Here is a 25,785-nt window from a genome sequence, read left to right as displayed (position 1 = left end):
GATACGTGAATTGCCAGCCGCAAAGACGGTCGAAGAAGTTGAAGCGCTTCTGCCATGGAACCTGCGCTTACCAGAAATATCGCCGATTCCCTTACCTTGACTACCTGAGGTTAATGGCGCGCTTACAGCATTTCAGGTGGTGCAGCCCTGGCCCCAGGCCCTTTGGGCATGCTGACATTGTTGCCAGACCTGGTCGGCGTTTGGAAAGTTCAGGCACAGATGGTGGCCGACATTGCGGCTACTTACGGCAAGACCGCAACATTGACGCAGGAGCAGATGGTGTTCTGCCTTTTCAAACACTCTGCCGCTCAACTATTGCGCGATGTCATTGTGCGCGAAGGTGGAAGGTACGTGGTGCTTCCAGCGAGTTTGCGGATGATGCGAAGTCTGGCATCAAAGATTGGCATCAAAGTTGGTCAACGCAGTGTCGGCAAGGCAATCGCTCGGTACGCACCCTTGGTTGGCGCCCTGGGCGTCGGGGCGTACGCATACTATGACACACAGAAAGTTGCAGACACCGCTGTTGAGTTGTTCAGCAGCGTGGTAGTGGTGCAGGCCGACGGCCTTGATGACCCAGCCTGACCGGTCACTTTTCTGCACCCAGCAGTTTTGCGATTGTTAAAAGCTCGCGGTAGGCGCTACCGTTATCGGGGATAGCTGGGTCGTACCGATGTTCCAAATATTCCACTGCTGGCCCGATTTGCTCGGCCGTCATATCGAGCTTTTCCGCGGCAGAAGTCAGCACCCGGGCATCCGGATGTTCGTAAATTACAGCCTGTTCACCAAGCGCCGAAAGCGAGTATAGGTATAACGCTTCAAACGCAAAATCTGCTCGCGACCGCCAAGGTGTCGCCTCCCGCTGTGCGTCCTTCATAAACGAATCAGCTATCGCCCGTCGCCCTTGCGACTTGATGTCGTCAACAGTCATTTTATTTCCCAATACATGCGCAATCCCATCGGCACAGGCCTTGGTTGCGGTTCAAACAAAAATGCACCCCGAAGAGATGTCGATGCTCGGCTCTCGCCAATAGTGGCCTAAGGCACTTCCCAATCCATTTAGGTAAGCGTCTGCAACCCGATTGCGCATGCAATGCGTACACAGCTCCAATTTCACACTTTTCAGAATGATGAACCAGGTGTTTCCAAAAAGGCCAGCTCCTGAGGAGTGGACGTTCGGCCCAGAATGGTATTGCGATGAGGAAATCGGCCAAACCGTTCAATGATGACTTTGTGGCGCTTTTCGAAAGCCAAAGCACCCTCCATACCCGGTTGGGAATAGAGTCGTTCCGCCTGTTCATGAATCAAGTCTGATTCACTGTGCATAAAAGGCATGTAGGCAAAGACACGGTGCTCAACTGACAAATTATGGTCATGCCCATTGGCGACCAGTTCTTGCGCCAAAGTGAGTGCTTGGGCGTCTTGGTAAAACGACTCAGGCTTGCCCCGGAACATGTTTCGAGAGAACTGGTCCAGCACAACAATTTCTGCCAAGCGCCCTTCTGCCGTCATACGCCATGTGAACAATTCGCCCGCCATGGCGGCTTTGTGAATTTGTCCAAATCGCTCACGCATTAGTGAATCAAGATTTTCGTCATTGACGAAGCGTTGCTTGTCGCTCAACTCTTGAAACCAAAAATTGATAATGTCTTGGGTGCGCATTTGAGCTTAGGTAGTGAATATCAACATCGCATATTACAGACGACATCGTTCACACGAATGTCAAGTGGTCATCAAAGGTCAATGCGCGCAGCGGGGCGTTCTGATTGCTGGTGATGCCGTAGCCGTCGGTTTTGGCGCCCAATCTCAATGAGAATCACTTGGCGGCCAGCCTTTGCGCTGGTTCTTTGGCCGGTTGGCTGCCGAATTTAATTTCGATTGACAGAGCTGTTCTCAGCCAACATCCATCAAACCCAGCACTCACCGTTTTGGCAAACCTCACCCGATGTGCTATCCAAAGATGGCTTTCATACCGGAACAAGTGGCGACGCTGTTTGGACAGAAAGCTTGAACTGGCAAATCATTGACGCCAAATTGAATAACGAGGCATTCGTGACAACTAAAATCTCACAACAACTTTTGAAAAATCAACGCATGTTGCCCCCAACGCCTACCAAGTCAAATTGGTCAACAACCGGACATCGCCTGTGGTACAGATGGCGGGGTTATACAGTTCGATGGGTATTATTTGGATTGTCGGTCAGCGTATTTCAACCGGTCGTTGATGACCTCGACCATCTTTGGCAGCAAAAGCTCAATCAAGCGTTGGCTGGTTTACTTTTTGGCGCAGCATGCACGCTTGTATTCACACCTGCGGAAAACGCGTTCAATACGCCACGGGTCAACTGGAAATCATGGGGCTTGGTGATTGGGACTTGGCTGCTGGTCAAGGTCATTTTCGTCAGCATGATTGCTTTGACTGGTCAGTAGCTCAAAGCATTGGGCAACCATGTCCTTAATGCACAAAGCGCCGGCTACTGTTTTGACGTAAGTCACCTCAGCCGACGCCCCGCAATGGTCAACCCGAGTCTGCGCTTCGAACTAAGCGGTTTCAGGCATCCGTCGTGAGGCAAGAATTGAGTCTAACGACTCGGTCTTCCTGAACACCTTCAGAATTTCATCTCGCTCAGATACTGAGCCATTGATGACGAGTCGCTCCAAAAACTCAACGGATACCAACCCTGATGCGTCATCAGGACCAATGTTACGTCTCAGAAGCGCCAGTTGCGTCAGGGCGCCAATAGTCAAAACTGCCCTTTGGGTGTTATCAATTGTCATTTTTGACCTGTAGAGTTGTGATGTGCCCAGGCTCACTCAGCCAAAAAAGAACAGCACTCAAATTAAATCGTTCTCATTTTATCTGCTGCATGTGACTGTTTAATGAATCCTGTCGGCAATGGGCGAATTTGGGCGATATGCCATAAGCGTGCCTTTTGCGAATCAAGGCAAAAAATGCCTGTCACCGGTTCGAAAATTGAAAGTGTCAGTTGCCCCAAAAAAATGCGAATTAACTTGTGGATAAAACCTGAGCAACTCACAAATCTGGCGTGGGCAGTGGGTTTGCCGGAGATGCACGAAAAATAGGCAGTTTCGGTTTCGGTTTCGGTTTCGGTTTCGGTTTCGGTTTCGGTTTCGGTTTCGGTTTCGGTTTCGCAAACTTTTTTGACCCGCCGCATGAATATTCCCCCTTTACTTTCAGTAGTACGCTCCCTCACTGCAAAATATCTCATATGACTAAACGTCCGCAAACCTTGGGAGAGGAAATCGCCAATAGTGTGAGCCATGGTGTCGCGTTGCTGGCAGCTATTGCCAGCGTGCCTTTTTTGATGGCCTCAGCTCGCAATCTGAGTGCCGCTAGCTTCATTGGTGCCGTCGTCTTTGCATCGACCATGGTGCTGCTCTACTTGACATCGACTCTGTACCACGCGCTACCAGCAGGACGAGCAAAACGTGTTTTTTTGAAACTCGACCACGGCGCCATTTATCTGTTTATTGCTGGCAGTTACACGCCGTTTTCATTGGGAGCCCTCGGAGGTCCTTGGGGTTGGAGCCTGTTTGGGCTGGTGTGGTCGCTGGCTGCGATTGGCATCGTGCTTAAGGCTTTTGACCGCCTGTCTCACCCTTGGTTGTCAACAAGCCTGTACCTCGCAATGGGATGGCTGGTCGTCATAGCAGCAGTACCCTTGCTAGAACGGGTTCCCCTGCCCGGCGTGATGTGGCTCGTAGCTGGCGGGTTGGCTTACACGGTGGGAGTCATATTTTTCATGCTTGATTCCAAAATACGCTATTCACATGCGGTCTGGCACGGCTTTGTCGCCGCGGGAACCGGTTGCCATTTCTTTGCGGTGCTAGGTTACGCCGCATGAAGTCACGCCAAGCTTGTTGAGGAGCTGCTAGGCGCGCCGACTGGAAAAAATGTCAGACTGAACCTGAACAAACGTCAACGAAAAATACTGCTACGGGCCCCGAACAGACGAATTGACATTCATGGGTCAGGTCCAGTCCGCATAGGCCGCTTTGTCAGTTTAAGTCGCGCTTTCAGTCTCCGCGACGGGTGCAACTTCCGCCGTAACAACCGATTCAGCGCCTTGTACGCGCTGGTCGGTGGTTTCATCGTTGGCCGGTGCCAACTGATACAGCTTGGAACCATCACGCATTCCCGCTTCAATGAGGCTACCTTTCTTGACAGAGGAGTACGTCCAGGCTTTAGCACGGGTGCCGATGACATTTCTCACTGAGTCATCCAATTTGAGTTTCTTTAGTGCTGCATCTGTCAATTGAGCGACAGTAACTTTTTTGCGACCAAGGCATTTGAGCCAAAGCTCGGCACCTGTTGCCGGCAACTTAACCGGCTCGGCTTGCGCCTCTGGCACGACAATTTTTTCTTTTGTCGTCTTGGCTTTTTGCACAGCGAACTTGACTGCTGATTTGGTTATAGCCTTCTTCTTTGATGGCGCTTCAGAATCGACAAAAGACAGGTCTTCAACAGGTTGTGCCTGAGAAGATATTGAGAATGTCAAAGTTGTTGTTGCAGCATCTACGGTCATGAGTGGCTTGAGGCCTACGAGCGCTTGCTCCAAGTTTGTCAAATGCTGGCGAGTACGCTCTATTTCTTGGGCGATGTGGCTGGCAGCGTCGAACAGTGTTTGCATGGGGAGGTTTCCTTCTTGGTTTTGCCGTACGACTACCGGCTTTATAAAGTGGAAATCATATTCGACTGTTGACCTTTTTTTTGAAAATTGTTGAACATGACATTTGGAAACTTTGAATACCCTGCCCTCTACAGCAAACTCATCCCAAATTCACCAACTAGTTATTCAGGAACCAGACTCAGTTGCCATCAGCCATCCAGCTCCTTTTAGGTATTAATTTGCTGGTCTTGTTGAAAACCGACGCTTGGCAAATGGCGTCCAATGAGAATGAGCTCATGGTTTTCAATGTGTGACATCACGCACCCAGATACGTGATGCGATACCCCTTGAAATTTATCACCCCTGCTGGCAATATCCAATCGCTAAATTGGCCAACCTCGTCGGACACGAAATTCTGGGCTGAATCGAATAGCCCAAGCCAAACCAATGTTTTGCTAGACACCGTCTGGGAGCTTAGAAGCCATCATCTTCCGCCGGTCAATCTTGCGCCCATCGACAACGAACGTGCCATCACCAACGGCATGAACCATGCGTTTTTCCTTGCGTGCGGTATCGAAGCATGCAGCAACGGCCTCCAACACGACAATGTTGTGCTTCTCAACGATATCGATGACCCGGCACTCGATGTTGGCGAGACACTCTTTGATTAGAGGCGACCTGACAACTTTTCCCAGCATAGGCGTCAGCTTAAACTTTTCAAATTTGTCAGTATCTGCCCCAGAACACGTCCCGATACCAACCACTTTGTCCAGCATATCAACCGTAGGAATCGCAATGACACACTCACGATTCTTGCGCAACGCCGCGAAAGAGTGATTCCATTCACCAGTGGTGATGGCAAATACCGGCGTGAAATCCATCACCATGGTCCATGAGATTGTCATGATGTTGTTTTTGTGGCCATCATGGGTCGTCACCAAGACAACAGGCCCTGACTCCATCAGGGTGAAGACCTTGTTCAGTTTCATCTCAAGCATGCAAGCACCTCACGATATTTGCTCTTCCAATGGTCAAGCCAGTCATAGCGCCATAGCGCCATAGCGATGGTGCAACGCACAATCGAGTAAGCACCGGGTTCCCCGATTCGCAAATCCGACGCAACAAACTGAGATGCATCATGATGAAAACTCGTAGCTCAGCGAGGTAACTGTGCCAACAAAGTACGTTTTTCGGCCTTCAGATGGAATCCAAACCACTTCGCCCTTGAACGGCACGGTCATGCCGGCCTTGGTCTGGTAGTTAGACCCGTTGCCTTCCCAAGGGAACATTACCTCGACCTGAGCCAGGCATTATTTGAGGGGCTGGCTTTCGGAATCAACATAGATTTGGCCAGCCACGCCGGTTCGCCAAGCATCAATGTCCGTAAATTCAAGTCGGCAACCGGTGCATTGGTAAGTCCCCGACATCTTCATGGCACCCTGTTCATCTCGCTTGATGACTGGCTTGTAGCTTGTCGCGCCGCATTGGTGGCATCTGTAAATTGACTTCATTGGGTGAGGATACCTCATGCCATTGAAGACCCTCTTCTCCAATCCATCGCAAAACCGCAGAATTACAAACTCAGACATTTGAACTTTATGTGCATTATCGAACTCATCGATAGCTAATTTGCGAAAAGTTGCCTAGGCCGGGTCAGGGCTAAACCTGGTTTGCCACGATGCTGCAAAGGTTCACCGATGGCAAATTATTCACACTTTGGCGCCAGGTCAACGATTTGAGGGGGTAGACAGGAGCTCCCGTAACGGGGCCTGCGCCATCAGTTCGCCGAACCAGACCCTGTATCCGGCATCACTGGGGTGTAGGCCGTCGTCGGCGTTCAACTGGGGTTGCAAGACAAAAGGGTCGTCCGCGCTTTCATGAAAGAGATTCACGTAAAGTACAGATTTACGGTTCGAGACTTCCCGCATAAACGAGTGCAATCTACGCGACCGCCAAGTCATGAACCAGGACACAGGAGCCAAGAAAACCGGCGCATTGCCCACATTTCCAGCGGGCATCAGCACAACCGAATCAGCCCGTTGGCGAGCCCGCTGCGTCACGCGTTCAATATCGCTCTGTAACGCCGCCATCGTGCGCAGGCGAATCACATCATTACCACCAGCCATCACAAGCACCACGTCGAAATGCTCATCATCGCCGAGTTGAGACAGGAGGTCTGCAAACGTCGCACCGTCCTGAGACCGGTTATCAATCAACAACTGAGGAAAGGTCTGAGCGAGCAAGCCTGCCACACTGACCCGCGGATTGCTGGCACCAGTGCCTACTGCAGTGCTGTCGCCAACGATAAGCAGCCGCTTGGAGGGCTGCCCGGGTGAGCTTTGCAGGGGTTCGCTTTGCCGCGCCAATTCGACGGATTTTTGCAGAAGCCACGCGGTTCTCGCGCCCAAAAATAGACTGATGGCAACAATGCTCCAGAGGAGAAACCGCAGGACAGGCTCCATGTTTTCACTCATTAATTTCAAATCTCACAAATAGTTCTGTTACCTCAACGAAAGGCTCAGCTTAGGGACGTGGCCTGGGATAACGTTCAGTTCACGTTGGTGAATCAGCTCTGCTAAAGTCGTCAAGGTGTCCATGTTCGGGTTTTTCAGCCGACTTTATGCTGGCTAAGGTGCACTCTTTCAACCTGCATACTGGCACCATTAGCTAACAAAACAGAGCATTCAATGCCCAAGCCACTCACTTCGTGTGCATGCACTGTATGGTTGTAGGCGATGCTTCCATGGGCCTCTGCTTGCTTTGCATCGAAAGCGTCGCGCAGCAACGCCATATTTATACGGTTCTCGACGGCTTTTTCCAGCTGTACCGCTGCTTCAAGATGAATGGACTGCGGAGTCACTATGAACTCGCTCCTGTCATTGAACTTTTTCCAAAAAAAGACATTCAATGTTTGGGTTGTGTGCCGCCGCTCGTGTCCATTCGACTCACAGGATTCGACAGTGACGTCCAAAAGACGCTAAACCCCTCGGGTACAAAAGGCTGAGCACGTTTTACGTTGGCCCATTAATCGCCATATTGAATAGATGAAGCCTGGCACCAACAAGCACCACCACAGCAGAAACTCCAAGGCTGTTGTGCCTCACCTCAGCATCTTTTTGGCGCTCCAATGGCGCGCAGTTATTTCAAATCGTGGCCAAGGGACTCTGGCCGTTCATACCAAAAATGTCCGACACACTATTGAGGTTGTTGAACCTGGAAGGCGAGTTTCCCATTAGGGCATAGCCTACCTTGAACTGCGCGCAAACCATATTTTTTTGGCGACAGCAGCAGCACGACGTGACCAGCCTAGTGTGCTGGATTTTTTCTCAGGTCGGTGCACCTGAGCCTGAGAAATCATTGCCCGACCGCTGATGTTCACTGCGTATGCAGCGCGGTCAAAAGCAAGCGTGCCATGATTTGCAGCTTGGTTTGCATCGCCAGCTTCGTGAAACAAGGCAGCTTGCCGATGATGCTCGATGGACATTTCAAGTTGCACCATGGCCTCACGATGCAGGGACTGCGGTGTAGTTGTTGAAGCAACGGTGTCTACCGTGCCTATATAGCTGCCTTTGTGGCTCATGTTTATGGCTGAGTTGGTAGGCATCAAATCGTAGTGGCTCCACGATTGATGGTCAGTGCGCTGACGCACAAACAAGCTGGGTGTTAGCCACTACATTGCATTTGGACAGTCAACGGCCGCCGTGATTTGGCGATTTGTTCACCGCATAACCAATCAACTATCTAGGATTACAGATGCTTTTTGAATCATTTAGACTGGACGGTATTCACCTTGAGAACCGTATCGTCATGGCCCCCATGACGCGTAGCCGTTCGACAAACAACACCCCCGGACCCCTCGTTGTGCAATATTACGAACAACGGGCTACGGCCGGGCTGATAATCACAGAAGGCACCTCCCCTTCACCCAATGGCTTGGGTTATGCCAGGATTCCCGGGCTCTACAGTGAAGAGCAAGTACAGGCGTGGCGTTTAGTCACCGATGCTGTTCACAAGGGCGGTGGCAAAATATTTGTTCAATTAATGCATGCTGGTCGGGTTGGTCATCAGGCCAATCTCCCCGCCGGAGCACGTGTCATTGGACCCAGCCTAGAGGCTTGCCCAGGTGAAATGTGGACCGATAAAGATGGCCTACAACCCCATACCGCTCCTGTGGCGATGACCGAGTCGGACATTGCACAGGCCATTGCCGAATATGCCACTGCTGCCAAATTGGCTATCAAGGCCGGATTTGACGGCATTGAGTTGCATGCCGCCAATGGATATCTGATTGAACAGTTTCTTAACCCAAATATCAACAAACGCTCCGATGCATATGGCGGTAGTGCGGACGCCCGCAACCGCTTCACACTTGAGGTGGCGCAAGCTTGTGTAACTGCCATTGGTGCTGACAAGGTCGGCATCCGAATTTCCCCATATGGCGTGTTCAATGGTACAGGTGCCTTCGACATCGTTGAAGCGCAATTTCTGGCACTGACCAAGAAGATGTCCGACATGGGCCTGGTCTATCTGCACCTCGTTGACCACTCAGCCATGGGGGCTCCGCCGGTGCCGCCAGAATTCAAGCAAGAACTCCGCGCCAGTTTTGCAAGAACATTCATCGCTGTAGGAGGCTTTGACGCCAAGAGTGCCGAGAAGGTCTTGAAAGCCAATGAAGCCGACCTTATCGCGTTCGGTCGGCCGTTCATTTCAAACCCTGACTTGGTTGCGCGCATGAAATCAGGGGCGGCACTGGCTGTTCCCGAGATGAGCACGTTTTATACGCCAGGTGAAAAGGGCTATACAGACTATCCCTCACTGGTCACTAATTCAGTGCAGGCTTAGTCATAACAGGAAATGGTGCGACGTGAATCCATTTTCACGCGCTGATTGGAGTTGAAGTTCATTGTTTCGATGACGTGGTCCGATGCAAATCGGTGCACATCTCAGCCAACTTTTCTACGCAAGGAATCTGGTCCGTCTGATTTTTTTCAGACCTTGGCCATGCACACACTGTTAAAAACAGATGCCCTCTCATCACTGCTTGGTGTATCACCATATCGTCTTTGGAAACTAATCCTGCCAAAGGACCAATTCGCAAGTCCCCTAACTTAGCAGGCTTATTCCATTTAGATTTTGGCCTAGCCAAGTTCCGACGTACTTTTCCGTTCCATCAAGGCTGTATCCAACACCAGATGCAGCCCCAAAAGGCTACCAAAGCAGAACATTCAATGCTCGGCCACTCACTTCCAGTGCATGCGCAGTATGGTTATAAGCAATTCCACCATGAGCCTCTGCCTGCCTTGCATCGCCAGCGTCGTGAAGCAAAGCTGCTTGCCGATGGTGTTTGACGGCTTTCTCTAACCGTACAACAGCTTCACGATGGAGGAACTGCGGAGTGACTATGGACTCCCGAGAAATAGGTGTGTCTGTGTAGGTCATGGTGCTACTTTCAGTGGTTATCAGCAAATGATATTTTTTCTGCAACAACCGGTCGGTACGCCACCGAACAAGATGCCACCGTTGTCTGCAGCTGTATTGCGTCCGGGTACTCAAATATCCCAGTGATTGCAATACCTCCCTGCTATCGCGGCTCGAAAGAGATTTAGCCCAGTCCCTGTGTCGGGTTTTTCGCCCTGCGCAAACTCCTATTTGGGGACTGTGAAATCAACGATGGCACGTTTAGCACCTTCGGTGCTTATGTGGTCTGGCATACCGACAAGCTCGTCCATGAGCGGTGAAATGGAAGCCCGAATACCGTGGATTTGATTGAGGTACGGCATTCGGGCCTTGAACTTCTCTCAACTTCAAAAAGAGGCACCTTATGAACGGCATCGTGTACATGGTCGGTTTGGTTGTCATTGTTATTGCTGTCCTGTCATTCTTTGGTTTGCGCTAGAACTATGACTCGACGTGTTGCACATTCAGCGCAACAGGCGCTTTTGCGAGGATTGCATTGTTGAATGCTCCATCGCCCTTCAGTGGTTCTCAATGAGCTGTCACTTTAGAACAACTCGATGAATCAAAATTTTCCCCAATGTTCTGCTCGGTAAAAGGAGTATTAAAAATGCGTTTGAGTACCAAAAGCCGTTTCGCGGTAAATGCCATGATTGACATTGCATTGCGTGAAGAGCTCGGGCCAGTGACACTTTCTGACGTCGCCTCACGTCAACAAATTTCGCTGTCGTACCTTGAGCAGTTGTTCAGTAAGTTGCGTCTGCACGGAATAGTCACCAGTGTCCGCGGGCCAGGCGGCGGCTATGCGCTAGGTCGTGAGATTGATGGCATAACAGTGGCAGACATCATGTACGCCGTCGAAGATGCCCCACCAAAAGCTGTTCAATCAGACACCTCCCCATTGGAAGACATGACGCAAGACCTGTGGGATGCTATGAACGCCAAAGTGCTCAACTTCATGCAATCTGTCACTCTGCAGAGTCTGGTACTTGACCAACTAGCCTTGGGTGTAACGATTGAGAAAAAACCTTTACCAAACCGAGGGGTTTTCAGGATGCCAGTTCAGCAGTTCATTCGGCCTAATGTGCCCAACTCGGTGTTTGCACTGGGTCGGACTCTGCAGGCACCCTAATTCGTCCAGTCCTTCACGATTACTTCGAAACCATAAGGAAATTACATGCAATACCGTCGTCTTGGCCGCAGTGGCCTGCAGGTGAGCGAAATCTCGTTAGGCTCTTGGGTAACCTACCACAACCAGGTGAATGTCACTGCTGCCCGCGAAATGATGGCCACCGCCTTTGACGCAGGTATCAACTTTTTTGACAACGCTGAGGTGTATGCGGGTGGTCAAAGCGAAACGGTCATGGGCGAGGCCCTCAAGGCCTTGAATTGGCCCCGGCTCAATTACATTGTCTCCACCAAGTTCTTCTGGGGTCTACACAAGGACGGTCCGACTGCGAACAAAAAAGACACTCTCAATCGCAAGTACCTGACCCAGGCCATGGATGGCTCACTCAAACGCCTCGGACTGGATTTCATTGACTTGGTGTACTGCCACCGCCCCGACCCCCTGACGCCCATCGAAGAAACCGTATGGGCCATGAGCGACATGATTACCTGTGGAAAAGCCCTGTATTGGGGTACCAGCGAGTGGTCTGCCCAAGAAATTCAGTCGGCGTGGAACATTGCTGAAAAACATCATCTGCATAAGCCTGTGATGGAACAACCCCAATACAACCTGTTTCACCGCAGACGGGTCGAACAGGAATATGCGCGCCTCTACGAAGACATTGGTTTGGGACTGACAACTTGGAGTCCCTTGGCCAGTGGCTTGCTCACGGGTAAATACCGCCACGGAATCCCACCCGACAGCCGTGGTGCCCTGGAAGGCATGGGATTTCTGGTCAACGGCCTGACTGATGTCGCCAAGAACGCGGCAGTTACCCAGTTGGATGCGATTGCTTCAGACTTGAGTTGCAGTCTTAGTCAACTGGCGATTGCATGGGTGGCCAAGAATCCCCGCGTCAGCACCGTCATCACTGGTGCATCCAAGTCCCCTCAACTGACTGAGAACCTGGGTGCCCTGGAGGTCATACCCAAGCTCACGCAGGAGGTGATGGCACGGATTGATGAAGCCACTGCAGACCTCGCAGGTTAACGCGATTACCCCAATGCTTCTGAAAGCTCAATCCAGACTTGCCTGCGCTTTGGCAATCTTGACGCTTGTCGGCGCCACCGTGGCTCGGGCGAGCACTTTCGACGATGCGGTAGCGGCCAAGCAATGCGGTGGCTTCTCTGGCGCTTTCAGCCAATTTAGACAGTTAGCGTCTGAGGGTTACGCAGCAGCCGAATTCGAGTTAAGTCTGCTGTACTTGAACGGCAAAGGGGGTTCGCAAAATTCTAAAGAGAGTAATTACTGGCTCAAGCAAGCTGCCTTGCGCGGCTATTGGCCTGCCCAATCAAATCTTGGGGTCGCATTTAACAGGGGCCGATACCTGCCTCAGGATGGCGTGAAAGCTTATATCTGGTCCAGCATGGCTGCTAATTCCTGTGACTGTGTCGCCATGACGAACAGGGATGTGGCGGCGAGAAAGCTCACGACCCCTCAGCTTGAACTGGCCAAGGCATTGGCTCTGGAGTGCAAGAAACGCTTGTCGGAAGTTCGAGCACTGCCGCAGTGCCTGTAACGAAACCAGTGGTTTAGCCACTTGACCCGAACGCGGCTAATGCCAGTGACGATGTTCGCATGTCATTTCTCCAAGAGCTTGCTGGTGTAGCCAGCTTTTTCCAATGCTGCCGCGATGTCGCCGGGAGAAATCATGCTGGTGTGGCTCACCCAGGCTTGGCGTTTGATGATGTCAACGTCTGCCTGGTTGACGCAAGGCAAGTCCTGCAATTCGAACATGACAGCCTCTGCGACGTCGGGGGTCACAAGTTGCTCAATTTCGAAAATGGATTCTGGCATGTGGTCCTCTTGTCGTATCCAATGCGTCGGTCAAGACGCAAAAGTTAAAGCGGAAACGGCTTCGATGGTTTTTACCAACAGCCGAAATTCCCCAGCTTGCTTGTCTGAAATCATCAGCCCAACCTGCCTCACCCTCTCAGGGTGTAACGGTGGCGCCTCTTGCACAATTCTGCCCCGAAAATTGGGCTCAAAAGCTGTCAAAGGCAATACCGTCTGGGTCCATAGACCCGGCGCAGGGGTGAAAACCGCCTGATAGTTCACGCCGTCAAAGCCAGAATCTGTTCGCAAATTGAGCTTGTAAGAGTGCCCATCACCCCAGACTGTCAGTACATATCCTGCTGTGTCAGCGCATCCCAAGTCAAGCTGAGATACCCGCACGGATGCAAAGCCCCCATTGTTTTCAAGAGAAACTTCCCCCTCAAATACGGCATGGCCAGACATGTCGAAACGCATTCGACTGACAGAGACACCGCCCATGACCCCATCATTGATGGGTTGCCAATTCTGGGTGGAGGTTGGCGTGTCGAAACGATAAATCAGAGTAGGCATGAGGCAATCCTATGGCAGTTCGTGGTCGAACGTATTGGCGCCACTTGGTCTATTCCCATTTGGCATATACAAAACCGCACAGACTTGCGCCAATGAGCCACAGCAGCCAGGTTTGAGACATCGCGTATGGGTAAAACATCAAGGCAACTCCGGTCCAGGTCAGGGTTAGTGATGTTGTTTTGCGCCCGCGCTTGAATGCGACGTAGCCCATGATGCCAAACAAAATGGTACCAGCGATGTAAAGCGGACTGGGCAGAACCAGACCAAGGCTCTCGAGTTTTTTGATTTCATCCATTGAATATCGAAAATGTGACGGGTACCATCCTCACCCGCCTATTTTGAATGTAGATGCACAGCAAGCCACAACGCGCCGTCAGATGCGCTCTTTACACAATGTGGCGTGTTGGCTGGCAGAAATACAAAATCGCCCTGCTTGAGGGATTCGGTCTTACCGTCTATCTCGATTTCCGCGGTTCCCTGAACTAGCAATACCCACTCGTCCTGAGTTTGAACGCATTGGCTCAGCGGAATCTCGGACGAACTGCATATCCGCTCAATGACAAGATTTTTGTGTTTAAGCAGCGTTTCGAAACGCTCACCAATGGCCGGCGGTGTCGCGTGGTCAAACAGGTTTCGGATGTTCACGGGGGGTCTCCAACTTTGCACAAGAGTAACGCTTGGAATTGGCAAAGCCAGACCATCTTGTCACAGCTGCGGACGCCCGGCTCTCACGGCTGCATTTTTATCCACAATGGTTTTGCCGATGGGTGCCAGCGCAATGAGGGCAAGTTTCATGTGCTGTATTCCAAACGGAATGCCAATGATGGTGACAAAGCACAGTAGTGCTGAGCCCAAATGCCCAATGGCCAGCCAGACGCCTGCAAATACGAACCAAATGACGTTGCCAATCAAGCCCAGGACGCCGGTTCCAATATCGCTTTTCTGGGTCAAGTCCTTGCGGCCAACAGCTTCTCTACCGAATGGAAAAAAAGCAAACTGACCAATAACAAAACAGGCTTTCGCCCAAGGAATTCCAACGATGGTTATCGCAGCAAGCAACCCGGCAAGCCACCAGCCAAGGCCCATAAAAAATCCACCAAAAATGAACCACAAAATATTGCCAATGACACCCATTTCGACTCCAGTAAGTACGAGCTCAAATTTGGTTATCTGCCCCACGGAACTGAACAAACAAGAGAAATTCACTATAGCTGAGGTGGGAAAAACGCTGTAGCAAAAGAAAAGCACGGTTGCCCCTGACATTGACACCGTGTGAACGGTTGAAATGGCACCAAGGTAAAAAGGTCATGTGTCCGGAGATAGACCTCGCCACCATAAAACACCGGGTAAACCCTTGCGCTGAACTTTCAAAGTTTAATGCAGACACACCATGTTCATACTCTTAAAGCATCCCCAGCTTAACAAAACGTTCACGCCGCACATCAAGTCTCAGAAGGACTCGTAAACGCAGAAGTCGACGCCGTCGATGAACGCGGTCTGCTTCTTGAAGAGGTGAACTTCAAATGGCTCATGGCTGGGATGAAGTGCTGGATTGACATGTCCCTATATCGCAGCGACCCAACTTACGCCGCTCGTTACCTGAAACTGGCAGAGGAGTCTGACTCCCTTGCGCTAAGAGAATATGCCGAAGCCCGAAACAGCAGCACTTGCAAACAATCGATAAAAAAGCCAAGAGCTTAAAACGTTTCTATGAAACATGTTGCCTGAATACGACTATTTCGCGTGTTTGCTTTTTGCCTGACGCACTGACAACGCGGCATCCACAGCCTTGCACCCAAGACTCCATCTCATTGCATGACTCCATTACCTGGATGGGTGCTGTCACTAATCCGGCGGTGACTGGATTGCCTTATCAAAATCTGGACCAATAGCAAGGCTGCCGCTGAACTCATCATCACCGGAGATGATGAAAGTATCTGAGCCAACCCTTCGACCGCCTGCACACTGACCTGCTGCGCGTGACTGGTCAGGGCAATCACATCACTGGTTTGAACATTTTGGACATCGTCGAGTCCGACAGGGAAGTCAAGCGAAGCACCTCGAAATCGGATTCCTGCAAATATCCCATTGGCGACGGCAACAAGTGAAAGAATCCCTAACGGCCTCATCAGGTGCGCTATCAACCGTGTCTTCTCAACGGGAGGCGCAGTCTCATACACGCTGCCGACCAACTCTGAAAGCATCCGGCTCTTAACCTCTGGCGGTGCTGATTCATAAACATCATCAGAAATATTTCCAATTGGCCTGTCTGCATCTTGACCTGCTGATTGAATCGGCCCATCAGCTTCCGTTTTTTCGTGACTTGTCATTGAGTTCTCCTTTTCATAATCCTTCATAAAAACTTGAGCGCCAGTGCTTTCTCGACTTGCGCCCTTGCATTTTGGCCCTCCGTCGTGCTTGATGGGGTTACAAAACGTAAAGCCTGTCAATTTTTCCAATGATGGTTTCAAAACGGTGATGCCGTCGATGAGCGCAACCTTATTTGAATGGTTCATGCCCCTCACCGATGGGTCAGAACAACCTGGCAATTGTTGTCCTCAGAGGCCACTCGGAGATTCTTAGTTCCCTTGTATTGCGATTGTTGCTTGACAATATGAATGTTAATGATTATCATTAACTTAGTCTTCATCTTTTGCCCACAAAATGTTTCAAACAATACTCATCACATTCCGAGAAGGTCTCGAGGCCTTTTTGATGGTGGCAGTTGCAAGCCTATACCTGCGCAAGACCGGCCATTCTTCATTGCTCAATGCCGTTCGCGCTGGGCTGGCAGTCTCTGTCGTCGGTTCGGTTGTCTTGGGTGTCGCCATGGCAAAAGTTGGTGCATCCTCACCCATGTGGGAAGGACTTCTTGCCCTCCTCGCCGCCGCCGCTGTAATTTGGTGTGTCACACACATGTTGAAGATGGGCAAGCAAATGGGCAAAGAGATTTCGGCCGGTATTGGCCGCGCCACACTACTAAACGGTGCAAATGCTTGGGGTTCCGTTTTTGTATTTACGCTCTTCATGGTAGGTCGCGAAGGTGTTGAATCAGCAGCGATGCTGTCTTCCCTTGCTGCTGACTCCGGGGCAAGCAATCTTTTTATCGGCGGTTTAATCGGTCTAATGACAGCAGCAACAATTGCGATTCTCTGGAGTAAAGTTGGACGACTGGTTAATCTTTCACGTTTTTTCAATGTCACGGCCGTGTTCATGCTCGCCTTTTCAGCGATGTTGGTTCTCAAGGCCTTTTTCGAATTTACCGAAGTCAACCTGATTCCCATAATCAACAACGCGTATTGGCACAATGCAACCGAATCACTTGTTGAGGGCACGTACGCGCAAGTAGGCTCAGTGCTATTGGTCCTTGCACCGACTGCGTGGCTTTTTGGCACCCACTTGTTGGACATACGGAAAAATCAGCAGGCCAAGGGATTGACTGGATAAAGACCATCCCATCAACACGAGTCGCACGCAACTCCAAGGCATTCCCAAAAGACCATGCTCATCTGGCCTGAGTTTGAAATTTTCATTAGTGGCTCGTTAATTGCTTTGTATTCAGGGTCTCCAGCTTGATGAGTTCGCTCAGCGCGAGTTGTTCAAGTTTTAACCCGGCCTAACCCGCCGGGTTTTCTTTTTGGGGCGCGGACTGAACCATTTCGGTGCATATCGTCTTTGCCGCACCTCTTGTGTGGGCGATGACACCGCATTCACCTGCAGTTGGGCCAACATCCTCATATTTGCTGCTTTGCAACAAAATCACCCCTAACCTTGTTTTTTCTCTACAATTTGCGTCATGCTGCAATGCAGCATGACGGTCCAAGGGGACTGTTTCAACGCAGAACATCACCGCAAGCCATCACATACCAAGGGAACTCTAATGAACAACACTGTTGAAAAACTCGTCGCCACCTCAAAAGCCACTTTCGACGCAGCGCAAGCTCTTGCCACCACTGCTCAATCCAGCTTCGAAAAACTGGTTGAGCTGAATATGGAGACATCCAAGACCGTTCTGGGCGAGTCATTCGCCCATGCCAAAGCTGTTCTCAGTGTCAAAGATGCCCAGGAATTGACTGCACTTCAAGCTGACTTTGCCAAGCCTTTGGCTGAGAAATCGACCGCCTATGCTCAGAATTTTCAAAAAATCATTGCTAATGTCAGCGCTGAATTTACCAAAGCTGCACAAGCCCACATGGCTGATGTACAAAAAGGCTTCGCGACGCTGATGGAAAGCGCCACAAGTAACGCACCTCAAAGCACCGAATCAGCCGTTGCCTTTTTCACCAAGGCAATGAGCGCCGGTCAAGATGCTTTCAACACTGCTCAAGCTTCAGCTCAGCAAGCTATCGAAACTGCACAGTCGAACATCACGGCTGCCTCAAAACAAACAACCGAAGCCATCAAGAAAGCGACGAAGACAGCTTAATCGTCGATTGAATTGACATGAACAGCAAGAACGGCACTTTTGGGTGCTGTTTTTTTTTCGTGGTCAGCTTCTTTTGATGCCGCGTTAACGACATCCCTGCGAACAGGAGTTTTTACCATGCAAAGTCAGACAGAACACCCAACACACGTAAACGCAGAAGGCGACTTGGTCGATGGACGCTGCCTGCTACTTGAAGAGGTGAACTTCAAATGGCTCATGGCTGGAATGAGATGTTGGGTTGACATGTCCCTGTTTCGAAGTGACCCGTCGTACGCTGCTCGTTACCTGAAACTGGCAGAGGAGTCCGACTCCCTTGAACTGAGAAAATGTGCCGCCGCATTGGAGGCCAAAAACGGCATCACAGGCAAATAGAACAAAAAGGCAACAAACACCAACACCGCCCCAGTAAGTTGCGTGGTCGCGATACCTTCATTTTTTACGCCTATCTTTGGGCTTGCATGCTGATAGCGCGGCATCCATCGCCAAACGTGCCCATGGTGCCATCTCATTGCACGACTCCATGGCCTCAGCGGGTGCACTGTAATAGCCCATGCTGCGTACCTTGCCTTTGGCCAGATAAGTAAATCGTTCGCACCCTGCTGATTCAAACACTGCCGTTGTCTCTGCACTGGTCTTGAGCCATAGTTTTTCACCCTGCCCCAAGTCCACAAGAATTGCAAGTGTTAGCCCATCGACACTGATGCCATAACCTCCAAACATCTTGCGCGCCATGCACGGCCCAACACTGGACAGCAGTTCACAACAGTATTGAACAAAATCACCAGGGCGAGGGGTCATCGCAAGTCCAAGTTAAATCAACCGGGTTGTCCAACCAAACAGACTCGATTGAGGTCCGTAAATTCAAGCATTCAAGCCTGGTCCCGATTATCATGTTCCCCTTTAAACCTTGGAAAGCGCCACCGAGAGATGAGATTCGCCTACGCAATATTCGTTTTGGCCATCGTGCTTGGGGCTGTAGCGCTGTGGGCATCTGACATCGCGCACGATTGGGTTTCTACGGGCACCTTGGTAGGCGTTGGACTCGCATTGATTGCCACAGCTTGGACTATAGGCGCATGGTTGCGCAATCGACAGCGCCGGCGGTTGATGGAGATGCGGGACTCAGCGCTTTGGTGATGCGCTGGGTAACAACTGCTCATGGCTGTTTCATCGACACCCGTTGACACAAGCACAAACAAAGTCATTTAAATCCCTTGGCATCTGGACGTTTGGCTGTTTTGACTACATGGGCGCTTGATAGCGGAGTCTGAAGTCGCTTCTGAACAGCCTCTCCGGTCAGTTCACGCAGCGCGTCCACAGCAATCCAGCGCCCTGACCGGGAGCCTTGCTGCTGAATGCGCGTTGCCGCATCGATGGCCTCCGCATTGAGCACCAGATTTCGTTTTCCAATATTGCGTAGCGCCCAGTTGACTGCCTTTTTTACCAAATTTCGCTCGTCTACTGACGCTGCTTCAATAAGTGGCAGCACATCAACAAAGCGTTTGTCGGCAGCCTTTTTGTCATGTACTGACAAGGTGGCCAGTAACGCAAACGCTGCACGGCGTACAAACTCTTCCTTTCGTGCCGCCCATTCTGTCACTTTTGTCCATGCCATCGGCGAAGCTAAAAAGGCACTGCCGCACACTTGGTCACAAACGTCCCAGGATGCAAAGCTTTCGGCCCAAATATCCATCTCCTTGGAGGTCAGTTTGGCAGGGTCCGCCACCATGCCGGCGACTATGCGAGCATCAGGTATACCGGTGTCCCACAATGCAAGTGCTAATTCATGGTCACGCCCCAAGGTTTTGGCAATGCAGCGCATGGCTGGCATCGACAAGCCTAAGCGCCGTTCTGGATTAATGCCGAATCTGGCCATGCCAGTCAACTCGCTGGGGCGGGCCTCCGCATGTAGCAAGGCAAGGGCAATTTGCAGGCGACTCATGGTGACTTCACTTTACTATTTTTGCCGGACTTTGGGGTGGCGGGCTGTATGCAAAAATGTCAGTTACATTGAAACCATGCGCTTGGAAAAATTGCACCCATGACAAACGCTGGCACTGCCATTTCGAATGAGGCCAACACTGTTGCCATCGTCGGCGAAACGATTTCGCGCCCCCAAATCGAAACACTCATCGCGCAGGCAACCCAGCCGCTTGTTTTCGATGCGTGCGACTTTGAGGGCGTTGACCTCTCGCGATTGAACCTGCTCGGCTTTGAATTCCGGGACTGCGCCTTCATGGAAACATCCCTTTATGCGGCATCCCTGTCGCAAACCACCTGGCGCAGATGTCTGGGGCGCCAGGCCGATTTTGAAGCGGCTGAACTGGTCGACGCTCAGTTCCTGAATTGTGACCTCAACAATACCAAGTGGCGCCGTGCCCGGTTGTCATCTGCCTCCTTCAGGGAGTGCAAGCTTACAGGCGCCAATTTTGAAGAAGTGGCCCATCTTGGGCTGTGTTTTGAAGATACGTTGTTGATTGGCGCCGACCTGCGCAGGATGTCGTTTCGCAAAACGCAGCTACAGCAACTGGACTTCTCGGAGGCCGATTTGTCAGGATGCGACTTTCGTGAGGCAGTTTTTGTGGGGGGAAGTCTGCGTAATGCTCAGTTGAAATTGACGCGCTTTGACGGTGCTGACCTGCGTGAGGCAGATATCGGCGGCTTGAAACTGGTTGACGCGAAGCTGTTTAAAGGCGCCACTATCTCGTTGAATCAGGCGGCCGAATTACTCGGGGAACTTGGCATCACTGTGGCTTGACAAACAAGTCAGCCATCAATCGCCTCTTCCAATGGCGGATAGGCTGTCGCTATTTGACTTGGCAGTTTCAACATTCAATCCTCAAATAGGGGACTGGTCAGCCAAGCTTGAAGTGCTGGCAGGGGTTGCTCTGCTCCAAAAACCAAACTGGCTCCACTGCGGCAAACTGGCGGACAAATGGAAATAGCGCATTGTCAGTGGCACACGGTGGAACGCCGCCCAAATAAGGTTGTGCTGCAGTCGATTTTCCACCGGCAACAGCAAAGCAGCTAAGGCTTGCTCACGATGACCGTTTCGGGCCGGCACACTGTACCGCTCAGGGTATTTACAGCGGCTGAAGATGGTAGTTGAAAAGCTAATCATTGAAGGCCAGCAGGGCAAAATTTTCAGTAGATTGAGCCCGACTCCACCATCCATGTGGGTCTTGAGACGCCAGCGCCCATTGAACGATGTCCAAACTTTCCTCCAGCACCCGGCCCTCGGGTAGCTGCAGCATAGGCACTGCGGCCTTGGTCACGAAAGCAAGCAGCGCAGCAGGTTAATCGCGCAACACGATTTCAAGGACATCGAATGCGATACATACGACCTGCAATTCCATTCGAGCACGCATGGCGTAAGGGCAGCGGCGTTAGGTGAACAATAACGGCGCGGTCATCTATGAACCTGTCATTAAGTCTTTGCTGTCTATTCTTCGATGGGCGCTCGATATCTAAAGGGTCAAATGGCTGATTTGAACTCGCTGCGGCGTTGCACGCAGCCGTCCAAAATCAATGATGCCGTAACCGCCCCAACTGCGTGGCGCTGGTTATTGCAAACGTCATGACTGATGGCCAGATTTTCGAGGTGGCTATTGCCACCTTCGCTCAAGGGCTTGATGTGCTCCAGGGTCACAGCAGCCGGTAGCACGTGCTCACCACACACCCAACATGGCACCACGCCGTGCATTTGCCGAGCCACCGTTTTATAAATTTTGTCACGTGTGTGGGAGAGTTTGCTCATATCTAGCAATGTACATCCCTGCACAATCTCCCAAAGTGCGTCTTCAGGCTCCGAGGGATTTTTCGATAAGTAAATTAACTGTTGTTGGCTTCGTCATCACTAACGTCATCCAGGCTGTCGTTATCCATGACTGCTGTTTCTGCGTATTGCACCGCGTTGAGTTGGTGGCGAAAGGCCTGAAAAGCATGGCGTGCGGTGCTTTCGTTTTCACCCTCGTCGTCAGCCGCAGCTGCAGCGAGGTGATGCTGGGCGGCGGCAGAAAAGTGCATCGCTGCCATACGATGGTACTCGGCAGCGGTTTCATACTCTTCTTCAAAATGCTCTTCAGACAGTTCGACGCTGCTGTCAGATTGCGTCAATGGCGTATTTTCGTTGGTCATAAACTGCTCACAAATAGTTGGAAACGGCGACTTACCGCACTCACAGCATCACCAGGTGATGTGAAAATTTGATGACAACCGTTTTTTTCACCGAGGTTACGCAACTGCCCTGCGCAGCTGAAGCTAGGCATAGGCGGTACGCGATGCGTTGATGAGTAGCTTTGCTCGCTGGCGGGTTACACGCTGTTCTGCACATCGCAAATGGACATCAGAGTGGCGTTGTGCGCCAAGAACGTGCGCTGCAATGGATAATTCGCCAGATGAGAATCAATTTAGTAACGCCATTCGCAGAGAAGGACGCTGTGAAAGCGCTCGGCGCTCGCTGGGACGCCACCAAAAAGCTCTGGTACATCGTGGATGTTGCGGACCTCACCCCATTTTTACGCTGGATTCCCAATATGGGAGTGGCGACTGAGAACTCGGTAGCTGTAAGTCAGCTGCAGGCGGCAAGACCAGCCAATACCCAATCTCTGAGGTCCGAGGCCCCTACTCCCTCCAAGTCCACAAGCGATGTGCCGCACTGCGGTTGCAATGTTCTGCCCTGGGAAGATTGCATTCACACAACAACGCCGTAACGACGAGTCCAACATGAATATATTGCAGCCAAACAAGTTGCTGTTGTCAAAGTGGACTTCTGCAAACCCGGTGTCGAAGGAAAAACACTTTCTGGTGGCAAAAGTAGTCGCACCTGAGCTTGAGGGCGGTAAGGTCGAGTGGATTGACTTGGAGGCTGTGCACTCCAAGTCAATACGTCGGATTGACTGGCGTGAGTTGCGGGACGAAACCCAGTGGCGGCGTGGCTGGGTTTGAGACTTTATTTCGTGCAACTTGCCTGACGGTTGTCAGCAACAAAGAAGCGCTCCGGTCAACGACGGGAGCGCTTCAATCAATATTTGGTTGCGCGAGAAGGATTTGAACCTCCGACCTTTGGGTTATGAGCCCAACGAGCTACCAAGCTGCTCCATCGCGCGTCAAGGGTATGAACTATAACACTTGCCGAATTTAGACAAATCTGATGGGCACATGACGCCCTGCGGTGACGATTGCGCATTCATCGAATCGAATGCTGATGAATCACCGTCATCGCGAAAAATCTAGTGGTGTTGCCATTTCAGAATTTCATGCAGACGGCTAAACACCACACATCCGGTGTGCCATGCAGGGGCCAACTGTGGACGGCAATTCGCAACAGTGTTGACCAAACTCGTTTGGGTGTACCACCACGACCAGAGCCCAGTGTCAAGAATGGAGCTCTCCCAGCATAATGCCCAATCGCAGTGCCCTTGCCGCTGACGCGGCCCCTTCAAATAAGTTCACAATAATTGCTTACCCTGCGCGGTAAAGTGCCACCAAGGCAGCCGCTCTCCAGTTTTCTGAAAATGCGCCACTGCCAATAGCGTGTACAAAACACAAGGGTCAAGTCTCTTTCCCATCACGATCGCCAACGCTTGATAGGTCGCCAGTGGCTCATGACTTGCCAATTCTTCTGGGCTGAGAACACCCAACGCGCGCAAGTCAGCGGCAATGGCTTTACCAATATTGGGCAAGTCCTCCAGCTGAGTTGGTCGCTTGTTGGAAACGCTCACCATAATTTCTGCTTCATGTGCACCTCAAAATTGCCATCGCAGTGATTCAGGGTCAGTTCAATCCCTGACCGTCGCCATCATCGCCGCAAAACCGATGAACGCGCCACCAGTGACCCTATTGAACACCTTCAACACGCTGGCGCGCCCCAGATAGACTGCCAACCTTTTCCCGCTGACGGCGTAGACGAAATACCAACTCACTTCAATGACAGAAAAGGTCGACAGCAATATTGCAAACTGAGGCAGCTGGGCATTTTCTGGATTGATGAACTGAGGCAAAAAAGCCACTGCAAAAAGGATAGCTTTTGGGTTGCTGGCTGCAACCATCATGCCCTGGCGAAAATTTGCACTTGGCTTAACCAATGGTTCCAACACCTTGGATTGGTCCAACGGATGCTCCGGCACCGGCGAACGCCAGCTTTTGACACCCAGATAGGCCAAATAGGCAGCACCCGCCAAACGCAGTGCATCAAACACCGCCGGAAACATCTGCAACAACGCACCCAAACCTGCGGCAGAAATGCTCATCATGGCGAGTAACGATGTCATGCAACCCACCATGGTGGCCATGGCCGCACGCAGTCCAAACCTGGCGCTGTTGCTCAGCACCAGCAACATGTTGGGTCCCGGCGTGGCAGACACCACAAAAGTCATCAGAACAAAAAGCCACCAAGTTTGCAAGCTCATAGGGTCACCACTTCAAAAATATTTTGTCCTTGGCTGGTACCAAACGGACACGACAATTGCTGCGGCGAGTACCTGTACCAGAGCGATTGTCATCACTGAGCCACTCCACCCCCAGTGCACAAAGGCCGTCCCGGCACCCCAAGTGCCCAATGCACCGCCCGCGTAATAGCTCATGTAATAAAGACCGGTGGCCAGAGAGCGTCCCTCGGTCACGTTTTTGGAAATGGCGCTGATGGTGGCGGATTGGCACAAAAAAACACCGCTTGAACACACCGTCAGCCCAATAACGATAAGGGGCAACGATGTCACAAGCGTCAACAGCAACCCGGAGGCAGAAATTGCCAGGGCCAAAAGTAGTGACCTCATGAAACCCAGGCGGTCAATATGGCGCCCTGCCAGCGGGGTCACCAGGACGCCAACAAGATAGACGCCGAACACATTGGCCAGACCGGCTGCAGAAAGATTGAAAGGTTCAGACGCCAGATACAGGTTCACATAGGTGAAGGTTCCCACCAATGAGAACAAAACACTGAACCCGACCGCACAGGAGGCCATCAGGCGCTTGTGCTGAAGGTGACGCGAAAGGATACCGAGTGCGCCGCTGAAGTTGCGATTCGGGACAAAGTGACGTGACACTGGCAGCAGCCACAGCACGAGCAACGCCCCCAGAAAATTCAGAATGGCCAAGGTGACGAAAGCGCCTCGCCAGCCCAGCAAGTCGCCCAAATGCCCTGTGATGAAGCGACCGCTGAAACCGCCCATGACTGTGCCACCCACGTAAGTGGCGGTCATGCGGGCGACACCGCCACTGTCGCGAAATTCTTCTGCAATGTAGGCAATGAGAACCACCACAATGCCGGGCACGGCCAGACCCTGAATAAAACGCAAGGCTATCAATGCATTGAGGCTGTGGGACATGGGTATCAAGGCTGTCGGGACGGTCATCGCAAACATGGAAAGGCACAGGATGCCTCGTCGTCCAAAGGCATCAGACAACATTCCCATGACGGGGGAGACCAGTCCGACGGCCAGGACTGTGGCGCCCACCGTCATCCCGGCTTGCAACGCAGAGGCATGAAAGTCATCCATCACTATAGGCAAGACGGCTTGAATGGAGTAGACGTTCAGGAAGGCAAAAAAACCAATGAGCCAAACGATGGGTTGAGATGCCTGCGTGCCATTGCCGAGAAAGAAAAGACGGATTTGGGTGGCAGACATGGCGGCATTTTAGGATTTTGATGGATTGTGGCTGGAGACCTCAAAAGCCGCACAGATGACGTGGCGGAGACCCATTGGCCGCTGGAACTCATGGTTCCTGCGCCAACGGTTGTTTGCTAGTTCAGGTTGCACGCC

Annotated in this window: 36 protein-coding genes and 1 tRNA gene; 12 read left to right on the top strand and 25 right to left on the bottom strand. The window is 51.6% G+C overall.

Annotated elements, in window-relative coordinates; genetic code table 11:
- Positions 1-168 precede the first annotated feature (168 nt).
- Complete coding sequence (locus PHQ58_RS17325) at positions 169-582, top strand: hypothetical protein (protein WP_300113281.1); 414 nt, start codon at positions 169-171, stop codon at positions 580-582.
- 4 nt (positions 583-586) lie between these two features.
- On the opposite strand, the gene PHQ58_RS17320 is transcribed toward PHQ58_RS17325, so the two are convergent.
- Together PHQ58_RS17320 and PHQ58_RS17315 are read right to left on the bottom strand one after the other, a co-directional pair.
- Positions 587-928 (bottom strand): hypothetical protein, encoded by a 342-nt coding sequence (locus PHQ58_RS17320; RefSeq protein WP_300113279.1) that lies wholly within the window; start codon positions 926-928, stop codon positions 587-589.
- Positions 929-1,119: 191 nt separating this feature from the next.
- A complete protein-coding gene (locus PHQ58_RS17315; protein WP_300113276.1) occupies positions 1,120-1,659 on the bottom strand; it encodes a DUF924 family protein in 540 nt (179 codons plus the stop codon).
- A 216-nt stretch (positions 1,660-1,875) separates the two neighbouring features.
- Here PHQ58_RS17315 and PHQ58_RS17310 point away from each other — a divergent pair, with 216 nt between their 5' ends.
- Positions 1,876-2,427: a hypothetical protein gene (locus tag PHQ58_RS17310; RefSeq protein WP_300113273.1), complete on the top strand. Its 552-nt coding sequence runs from the start codon at positions 1,876-1,878 to the stop codon at positions 2,425-2,427.
- 410 nt (positions 2,428-2,837) lie between these two features.
- Here PHQ58_RS17310 and PHQ58_RS17305 read toward each other — a convergent pair whose 3' ends face one another.
- Positions 2,838-3,281, bottom strand: a complete 444-nt coding sequence (locus PHQ58_RS17305; RefSeq protein ID WP_300113293.1) for a hypothetical protein — start codon at positions 3,279-3,281, stop codon at positions 2,838-2,840.
- Here PHQ58_RS17305 and PHQ58_RS17300 point away from each other — a divergent pair.
- Positions 3,228-3,863: a hemolysin III family protein gene (locus tag PHQ58_RS17300; RefSeq protein WP_300113290.1), complete on the top strand. Its 636-nt coding sequence runs from the start codon at positions 3,228-3,230 to the stop codon at positions 3,861-3,863. The two genes, PHQ58_RS17305 and PHQ58_RS17300, sit on opposite strands and share 54 nt — an antisense overlap.
- A 159-nt stretch (positions 3,864-4,022) precedes the next feature.
- On the opposite strand, the gene PHQ58_RS17295 is transcribed toward PHQ58_RS17300, so the two are convergent.
- From PHQ58_RS17295 to PHQ58_RS17270, 6 genes are all read right to left on the bottom strand, one after another.
- Positions 4,023-4,649 (bottom strand): hypothetical protein, encoded by a 627-nt coding sequence (locus tag PHQ58_RS17295; protein ID WP_300113270.1) that lies wholly within the window; start codon positions 4,647-4,649, stop codon positions 4,023-4,025.
- A 434-nt stretch (positions 4,650-5,083) separates the two neighbouring features.
- Positions 5,084-5,626: a flavin reductase family protein gene (locus tag PHQ58_RS17290; protein WP_300113267.1), complete on the bottom strand. Its 543-nt coding sequence runs from the start codon at positions 5,624-5,626 to the stop codon at positions 5,084-5,086.
- 138 nt (positions 5,627-5,764) lie between these two features.
- A complete protein-coding gene (locus PHQ58_RS17285; protein ID WP_300113265.1) occupies positions 5,765-5,917 on the bottom strand; it encodes a DUF6544 family protein in 153 nt (50 codons plus the stop codon).
- Between the two features lie 438 nt (positions 5,918-6,355).
- Positions 6,356-7,090 (bottom strand): SGNH/GDSL hydrolase family protein, encoded by a 735-nt coding sequence (locus PHQ58_RS17280; RefSeq protein WP_300113262.1) that lies wholly within the window; start codon positions 7,088-7,090, stop codon positions 6,356-6,358.
- Between the two features lie 146 nt (positions 7,091-7,236).
- The gene (locus PHQ58_RS17275) at positions 7,237-7,536 is read right to left on the bottom strand and encodes a hypothetical protein (protein WP_300113260.1); all 300 of its coding nucleotides are present in this window, start codon (positions 7,534-7,536) and stop codon (positions 7,237-7,239) included.
- Between the two features lie 336 nt (positions 7,537-7,872).
- Entirely contained in the window at positions 7,873-8,208 is a 336-nt protein-coding gene (locus PHQ58_RS17270) for a hypothetical protein (RefSeq protein WP_300113257.1), read from the bottom strand.
- Positions 8,209-8,381: 173 nt separating this feature from the next.
- On the opposite strand from PHQ58_RS17270, the gene PHQ58_RS17265 reads away from it, so the two are divergent.
- Positions 8,382-9,470, top strand: a complete 1,089-nt coding sequence (locus PHQ58_RS17265; protein ID WP_300113253.1) for an alkene reductase — start codon at positions 8,382-8,384, stop codon at positions 9,468-9,470.
- A 366-nt stretch (positions 9,471-9,836) separates the two neighbouring features.
- On the opposite strand, the gene PHQ58_RS17260 is transcribed toward PHQ58_RS17265, so the two are convergent.
- On the bottom strand, positions 9,837-10,067 hold the full coding sequence (locus tag PHQ58_RS17260) for a hypothetical protein (RefSeq protein ID WP_300113250.1): 231 nt from the start codon (positions 10,065-10,067) through the stop codon (positions 9,837-9,839).
- Between the two features lie 625 nt (positions 10,068-10,692).
- Between PHQ58_RS17260 and PHQ58_RS17255 the strand changes: the two genes are divergently transcribed.
- Genes PHQ58_RS17255 through PHQ58_RS17245 form a run of 3 tightly spaced genes read left to right on the top strand, consistent with a single transcriptional unit; the run spans position 10,693 to position 12,769 of the window.
- Positions 10,693-11,214, top strand: a complete 522-nt coding sequence (locus tag PHQ58_RS17255) for an Rrf2 family transcriptional regulator (RefSeq protein ID WP_300113247.1) — start codon at positions 10,693-10,695, stop codon at positions 11,212-11,214.
- A 45-nt stretch (positions 11,215-11,259) separates the two neighbouring features.
- The gene (locus PHQ58_RS17250; RefSeq protein ID WP_300113244.1) at positions 11,260-12,240 is read left to right on the top strand and encodes an aldo/keto reductase; all 981 of its coding nucleotides are present in this window, start codon (positions 11,260-11,262) and stop codon (positions 12,238-12,240) included.
- Entirely contained in the window at positions 12,212-12,769 is a 558-nt protein-coding gene (locus PHQ58_RS17245) for a tetratricopeptide repeat protein (RefSeq protein WP_300113242.1), read from the top strand. The genes PHQ58_RS17250 and PHQ58_RS17245 overlap by 29 nt, the downstream gene beginning before the upstream one ends.
- A gap of 62 nt (positions 12,770-12,831) precedes the next feature.
- Here the strand turns inward: PHQ58_RS17245 and PHQ58_RS17240 are convergent, their stop codons facing one another.
- The 6 genes from PHQ58_RS17240 to PHQ58_RS17215 all read right to left on the bottom strand — a co-directional run bounded on the left by PHQ58_RS17240 (position 12,832) and on the right by PHQ58_RS17215 (position 16,112).
- Complete coding sequence (locus tag PHQ58_RS17240; protein ID WP_300113239.1) at positions 12,832-13,047, bottom strand: hypothetical protein; 216 nt, start codon at positions 13,045-13,047, stop codon at positions 12,832-12,834.
- Positions 13,048-13,077: 30 nt separating this feature from the next.
- Positions 13,078-13,596 carry a CIA30 family protein gene (locus PHQ58_RS17235; protein WP_300113237.1) on the bottom strand — a complete coding sequence of 173 codons (519 nt, stop codon included), beginning with the start codon at positions 13,594-13,596 and terminating at the stop codon, positions 13,078-13,080.
- A gap of 49 nt (positions 13,597-13,645) precedes the next feature.
- Positions 13,646-13,891, bottom strand: a complete 246-nt coding sequence (locus PHQ58_RS17230; RefSeq protein WP_300113234.1) for a hypothetical protein — start codon at positions 13,889-13,891, stop codon at positions 13,646-13,648.
- A 38-nt stretch (positions 13,892-13,929) separates the two neighbouring features.
- Positions 13,930-14,241, bottom strand: coding sequence for a cupin domain-containing protein (locus PHQ58_RS17225; protein ID WP_300113233.1), 312 nt, complete (start codon positions 14,239-14,241; stop codon positions 13,930-13,932).
- A gap of 60 nt (positions 14,242-14,301) precedes the next feature.
- Positions 14,302-14,730 (bottom strand): YccF domain-containing protein, encoded by a 429-nt coding sequence (locus tag PHQ58_RS17220; protein WP_300113230.1) that lies wholly within the window; start codon positions 14,728-14,730, stop codon positions 14,302-14,304.
- A gap of 674 nt (positions 14,731-15,404) precedes the next feature.
- The gene (locus PHQ58_RS17215) at positions 15,405-16,112 is read right to left on the bottom strand and encodes a hypothetical protein (RefSeq protein ID WP_300113228.1); all 708 of its coding nucleotides are present in this window, start codon (positions 16,110-16,112) and stop codon (positions 15,405-15,407) included.
- A gap of 148 nt (positions 16,113-16,260) precedes the next feature.
- Here PHQ58_RS17215 and PHQ58_RS17210 point away from each other — a divergent pair, with 148 nt between their 5' ends.
- Together PHQ58_RS17210 and phaP are read left to right on the top strand one after the other, a co-directional pair.
- Positions 16,261-17,043, top strand: coding sequence for an FTR1 family protein (locus tag PHQ58_RS17210; protein WP_300113226.1), 783 nt, complete (start codon positions 16,261-16,263; stop codon positions 17,041-17,043).
- A gap of 433 nt (positions 17,044-17,476) precedes the next feature.
- A complete protein-coding gene (phaP, locus tag PHQ58_RS17205; protein ID WP_300113223.1) occupies positions 17,477-18,022 on the top strand; it encodes a TIGR01841 family phasin in 546 nt (181 codons plus the stop codon).
- Positions 18,023-18,451: 429 nt separating this feature from the next.
- On the opposite strand, the gene PHQ58_RS17200 is transcribed toward phaP, so the two are convergent.
- Positions 18,452-18,820: a TfoX/Sxy family protein gene (locus tag PHQ58_RS17200; RefSeq protein ID WP_300113220.1), complete on the bottom strand. Its 369-nt coding sequence runs from the start codon at positions 18,818-18,820 to the stop codon at positions 18,452-18,454.
- Positions 18,821-19,223: 403 nt separating this feature from the next.
- On the bottom strand, positions 19,224-19,964 hold the full coding sequence (locus PHQ58_RS17195; protein WP_300113218.1) for a DNA alkylation repair protein: 741 nt from the start codon (positions 19,962-19,964) through the stop codon (positions 19,224-19,226).
- Between the two features lie 99 nt (positions 19,965-20,063).
- Between PHQ58_RS17195 and PHQ58_RS17190 the strand changes: the two genes are divergently transcribed.
- Complete coding sequence (locus PHQ58_RS17190; protein ID WP_300113216.1) at positions 20,064-20,780, top strand: pentapeptide repeat-containing protein; 717 nt, start codon at positions 20,064-20,066, stop codon at positions 20,778-20,780.
- Between the two features lie 355 nt (positions 20,781-21,135).
- On the opposite strand, the gene PHQ58_RS23675 is transcribed toward PHQ58_RS17190, so the two are convergent.
- From PHQ58_RS23675 to PHQ58_RS17175, 3 genes are all read right to left on the bottom strand, one after another.
- On the bottom strand, positions 21,136-21,276 hold the full coding sequence (locus PHQ58_RS23675) for a hypothetical protein (RefSeq protein ID WP_367187340.1): 141 nt from the start codon (positions 21,274-21,276) through the stop codon (positions 21,136-21,138).
- A gap of 221 nt (positions 21,277-21,497) precedes the next feature.
- Entirely contained in the window at positions 21,498-21,779 is a 282-nt protein-coding gene (locus tag PHQ58_RS17180; RefSeq protein WP_300113213.1) for an HNH endonuclease signature motif containing protein, read from the bottom strand.
- A 74-nt stretch (positions 21,780-21,853) separates the two neighbouring features.
- Entirely contained in the window at positions 21,854-22,159 is a 306-nt protein-coding gene (locus PHQ58_RS17175) for a hypothetical protein (RefSeq protein ID WP_300113211.1), read from the bottom strand.
- A 260-nt stretch (positions 22,160-22,419) separates the two neighbouring features.
- Between PHQ58_RS17175 and PHQ58_RS23670 the strand changes: the two genes are divergently transcribed.
- Entirely contained in the window at positions 22,420-22,734 is a 315-nt protein-coding gene (locus PHQ58_RS23670; RefSeq protein WP_367187341.1) for a DUF5710 domain-containing protein, read from the top strand.
- 13 nt (positions 22,735-22,747) lie between these two features.
- Entirely contained in the window at positions 22,748-22,969 is a 222-nt protein-coding gene (locus PHQ58_RS17170) for a TIGR02450 family Trp-rich protein (RefSeq protein ID WP_300113209.1), read from the top strand.
- 84 nt (positions 22,970-23,053) lie between these two features.
- Here the strand turns inward: PHQ58_RS17170 and PHQ58_RS17165 are convergent.
- From PHQ58_RS17165 to PHQ58_RS17150, 4 genes are all read right to left on the bottom strand, one after another.
- Positions 23,054-23,130 (bottom strand) — tRNA-Met (locus PHQ58_RS17165).
- Positions 23,131-23,472: 342 nt separating this feature from the next.
- Entirely contained in the window at positions 23,473-23,745 is a 273-nt protein-coding gene (locus PHQ58_RS17160; RefSeq protein ID WP_300113206.1) for a helix-hairpin-helix domain-containing protein, read from the bottom strand.
- 57 nt (positions 23,746-23,802) lie between these two features.
- Positions 23,803-24,432, bottom strand: coding sequence for a LysE family translocator (locus PHQ58_RS17155; protein ID WP_300113203.1), 630 nt, complete (start codon positions 24,430-24,432; stop codon positions 23,803-23,805).
- Positions 24,433-24,444: 12 nt separating this feature from the next.
- Positions 24,445-25,650 (bottom strand): MFS transporter, encoded by a 1,206-nt coding sequence (locus tag PHQ58_RS17150; RefSeq protein WP_300113200.1) that lies wholly within the window; start codon positions 25,648-25,650, stop codon positions 24,445-24,447.
- Positions 25,651-25,785 lie beyond the last annotated feature (135 nt).

This window comes from Rhodoferax sp. (assembly GCF_028688795.1).
Lineage (GTDB): Bacteria > Pseudomonadota > Gammaproteobacteria > Burkholderiales > Burkholderiaceae_C > Rhodoferax.
The sequence above is the reverse complement of the archived record's forward strand: the minus strand, read 5'-3'. Positions and strand labels throughout refer to the sequence as shown.

Excerpts from the sequence above, each read along its gene's own strand:
- PHQ58_RS17175 (WP_300113211.1), bottom strand. The coding sequence starts at position 22,159 with ATGACCAACGAAAATACGCCATTGACGCAATCTGACAGCAGCGTCGAA.
- PHQ58_RS17240 (WP_300113239.1), bottom strand. The coding sequence starts at position 13,047 with ATGCCAGAATCCATTTTCGAAATTGAGCAACTTGTGACCCCCGACGTC.
- PHQ58_RS17250 (WP_300113244.1), top strand. The coding sequence starts at position 11,260 with ATGCAATACCGTCGTCTTGGCCGCAGTGGCCTGCAGGTGAGCGAAATC.
- PHQ58_RS17170 (WP_300113209.1), top strand. The coding sequence starts at position 22,748 with ATGAATATATTGCAGCCAAACAAGTTGCTGTTGTCAAAGTGGACTTCT.
- PHQ58_RS17325 (WP_300113281.1), top strand. The coding sequence starts at position 169 with ATGCTGACATTGTTGCCAGACCTGGTCGGCGTTTGGAAAGTTCAGGCA.
- PHQ58_RS17290 (WP_300113267.1), bottom strand. The coding sequence starts at position 5,626 with ATGCTTGAGATGAAACTGAACAAGGTCTTCACCCTGATGGAGTCAGGG.
- PHQ58_RS23675 (WP_367187340.1), bottom strand. The coding sequence starts at position 21,276 with ATGCTGCAGCTACCCGAGGGCCGGGTGCTGGAGGAAAGTTTGGACATC.
- phaP (WP_300113223.1), top strand. The coding sequence starts at position 17,477 with ATGAACAACACTGTTGAAAAACTCGTCGCCACCTCAAAAGCCACTTTC.
- PHQ58_RS17235 (WP_300113237.1), bottom strand. The coding sequence starts at position 13,596 with ATGCCTACTCTGATTTATCGTTTCGACACGCCAACCTCCACCCAGAAT.
- PHQ58_RS17300 (WP_300113290.1), top strand. The coding sequence starts at position 3,228 with ATGACTAAACGTCCGCAAACCTTGGGAGAGGAAATCGCCAATAGTGTG.
- PHQ58_RS17150 (WP_300113200.1), bottom strand. The coding sequence starts at position 25,650 with ATGTCTGCCACCCAAATCCGTCTTTTCTTTCTCGGCAATGGCACGCAG.
- PHQ58_RS17295 (WP_300113270.1), bottom strand. The coding sequence starts at position 4,649 with ATGCAAACACTGTTCGACGCTGCCAGCCACATCGCCCAAGAAATAGAG.
- PHQ58_RS17245 (WP_300113242.1), top strand. The coding sequence starts at position 12,212 with ATGAAGCCACTGCAGACCTCGCAGGTTAACGCGATTACCCCAATGCTT.
- PHQ58_RS17315 (WP_300113276.1), bottom strand. The coding sequence starts at position 1,659 with ATGCGCACCCAAGACATTATCAATTTTTGGTTTCAAGAGTTGAGCGAC.
- PHQ58_RS17220 (WP_300113230.1), bottom strand. The coding sequence starts at position 14,730 with ATGGGTGTCATTGGCAATATTTTGTGGTTCATTTTTGGTGGATTTTTT.
- PHQ58_RS17265 (WP_300113253.1), top strand. The coding sequence starts at position 8,382 with ATGCTTTTTGAATCATTTAGACTGGACGGTATTCACCTTGAGAACCGT.
- PHQ58_RS17270 (WP_300113257.1), bottom strand. The coding sequence starts at position 8,208 with ATGAGCCACAAAGGCAGCTATATAGGCACGGTAGACACCGTTGCTTCA.
- PHQ58_RS17255 (WP_300113247.1), top strand. The coding sequence starts at position 10,693 with ATGCGTTTGAGTACCAAAAGCCGTTTCGCGGTAAATGCCATGATTGAC.
- PHQ58_RS17305 (WP_300113293.1), bottom strand. The coding sequence starts at position 3,281 with ATGGCTCACACTATTGGCGATTTCCTCTCCCAAGGTTTGCGGACGTTT.
- PHQ58_RS17260 (WP_300113250.1), bottom strand. The coding sequence starts at position 10,067 with ATGACCTACACAGACACACCTATTTCTCGGGAGTCCATAGTCACTCCG.
- PHQ58_RS17230 (WP_300113234.1), bottom strand. The coding sequence starts at position 13,891 with ATGGATGAAATCAAAAAACTCGAGAGCCTTGGTCTGGTTCTGCCCAGT.
- PHQ58_RS23670 (WP_367187341.1), top strand. The coding sequence starts at position 22,420 with ATGAGAATCAATTTAGTAACGCCATTCGCAGAGAAGGACGCTGTGAAA.
- PHQ58_RS17155 (WP_300113203.1), bottom strand. The coding sequence starts at position 24,432 with ATGAGCTTGCAAACTTGGTGGCTTTTTGTTCTGATGACTTTTGTGGTG.
- PHQ58_RS17200 (WP_300113220.1), bottom strand. The coding sequence starts at position 18,820 with ATGACCCCTCGCCCTGGTGATTTTGTTCAATACTGTTGTGAACTGCTG.
- PHQ58_RS17210 (WP_300113226.1), top strand. The coding sequence starts at position 16,261 with ATGTTTCAAACAATACTCATCACATTCCGAGAAGGTCTCGAGGCCTTT.
- PHQ58_RS17190 (WP_300113216.1), top strand. The coding sequence starts at position 20,064 with ATGACAAACGCTGGCACTGCCATTTCGAATGAGGCCAACACTGTTGCC.
- PHQ58_RS17320 (WP_300113279.1), bottom strand. The coding sequence starts at position 928 with ATGACTGTTGACGACATCAAGTCGCAAGGGCGACGGGCGATAGCTGAT.
- PHQ58_RS17285 (WP_300113265.1), bottom strand. The coding sequence starts at position 5,917 with ATGTTCCCTTGGGAAGGCAACGGGTCTAACTACCAGACCAAGGCCGGC.
- PHQ58_RS17280 (WP_300113262.1), bottom strand. The coding sequence starts at position 7,090 with ATGGAGCCTGTCCTGCGGTTTCTCCTCTGGAGCATTGTTGCCATCAGT.
- PHQ58_RS17180 (WP_300113213.1), bottom strand. The coding sequence starts at position 21,779 with ATGAGCAAACTCTCCCACACACGTGACAAAATTTATAAAACGGTGGCT.
- PHQ58_RS17215 (WP_300113228.1), bottom strand. The coding sequence starts at position 16,112 with ATGAACCATTCAAATAAGGTTGCGCTCATCGACGGCATCACCGTTTTG.
- PHQ58_RS17195 (WP_300113218.1), bottom strand. The coding sequence starts at position 19,964 with ATGAGTCGCCTGCAAATTGCCCTTGCCTTGCTACATGCGGAGGCCCGC.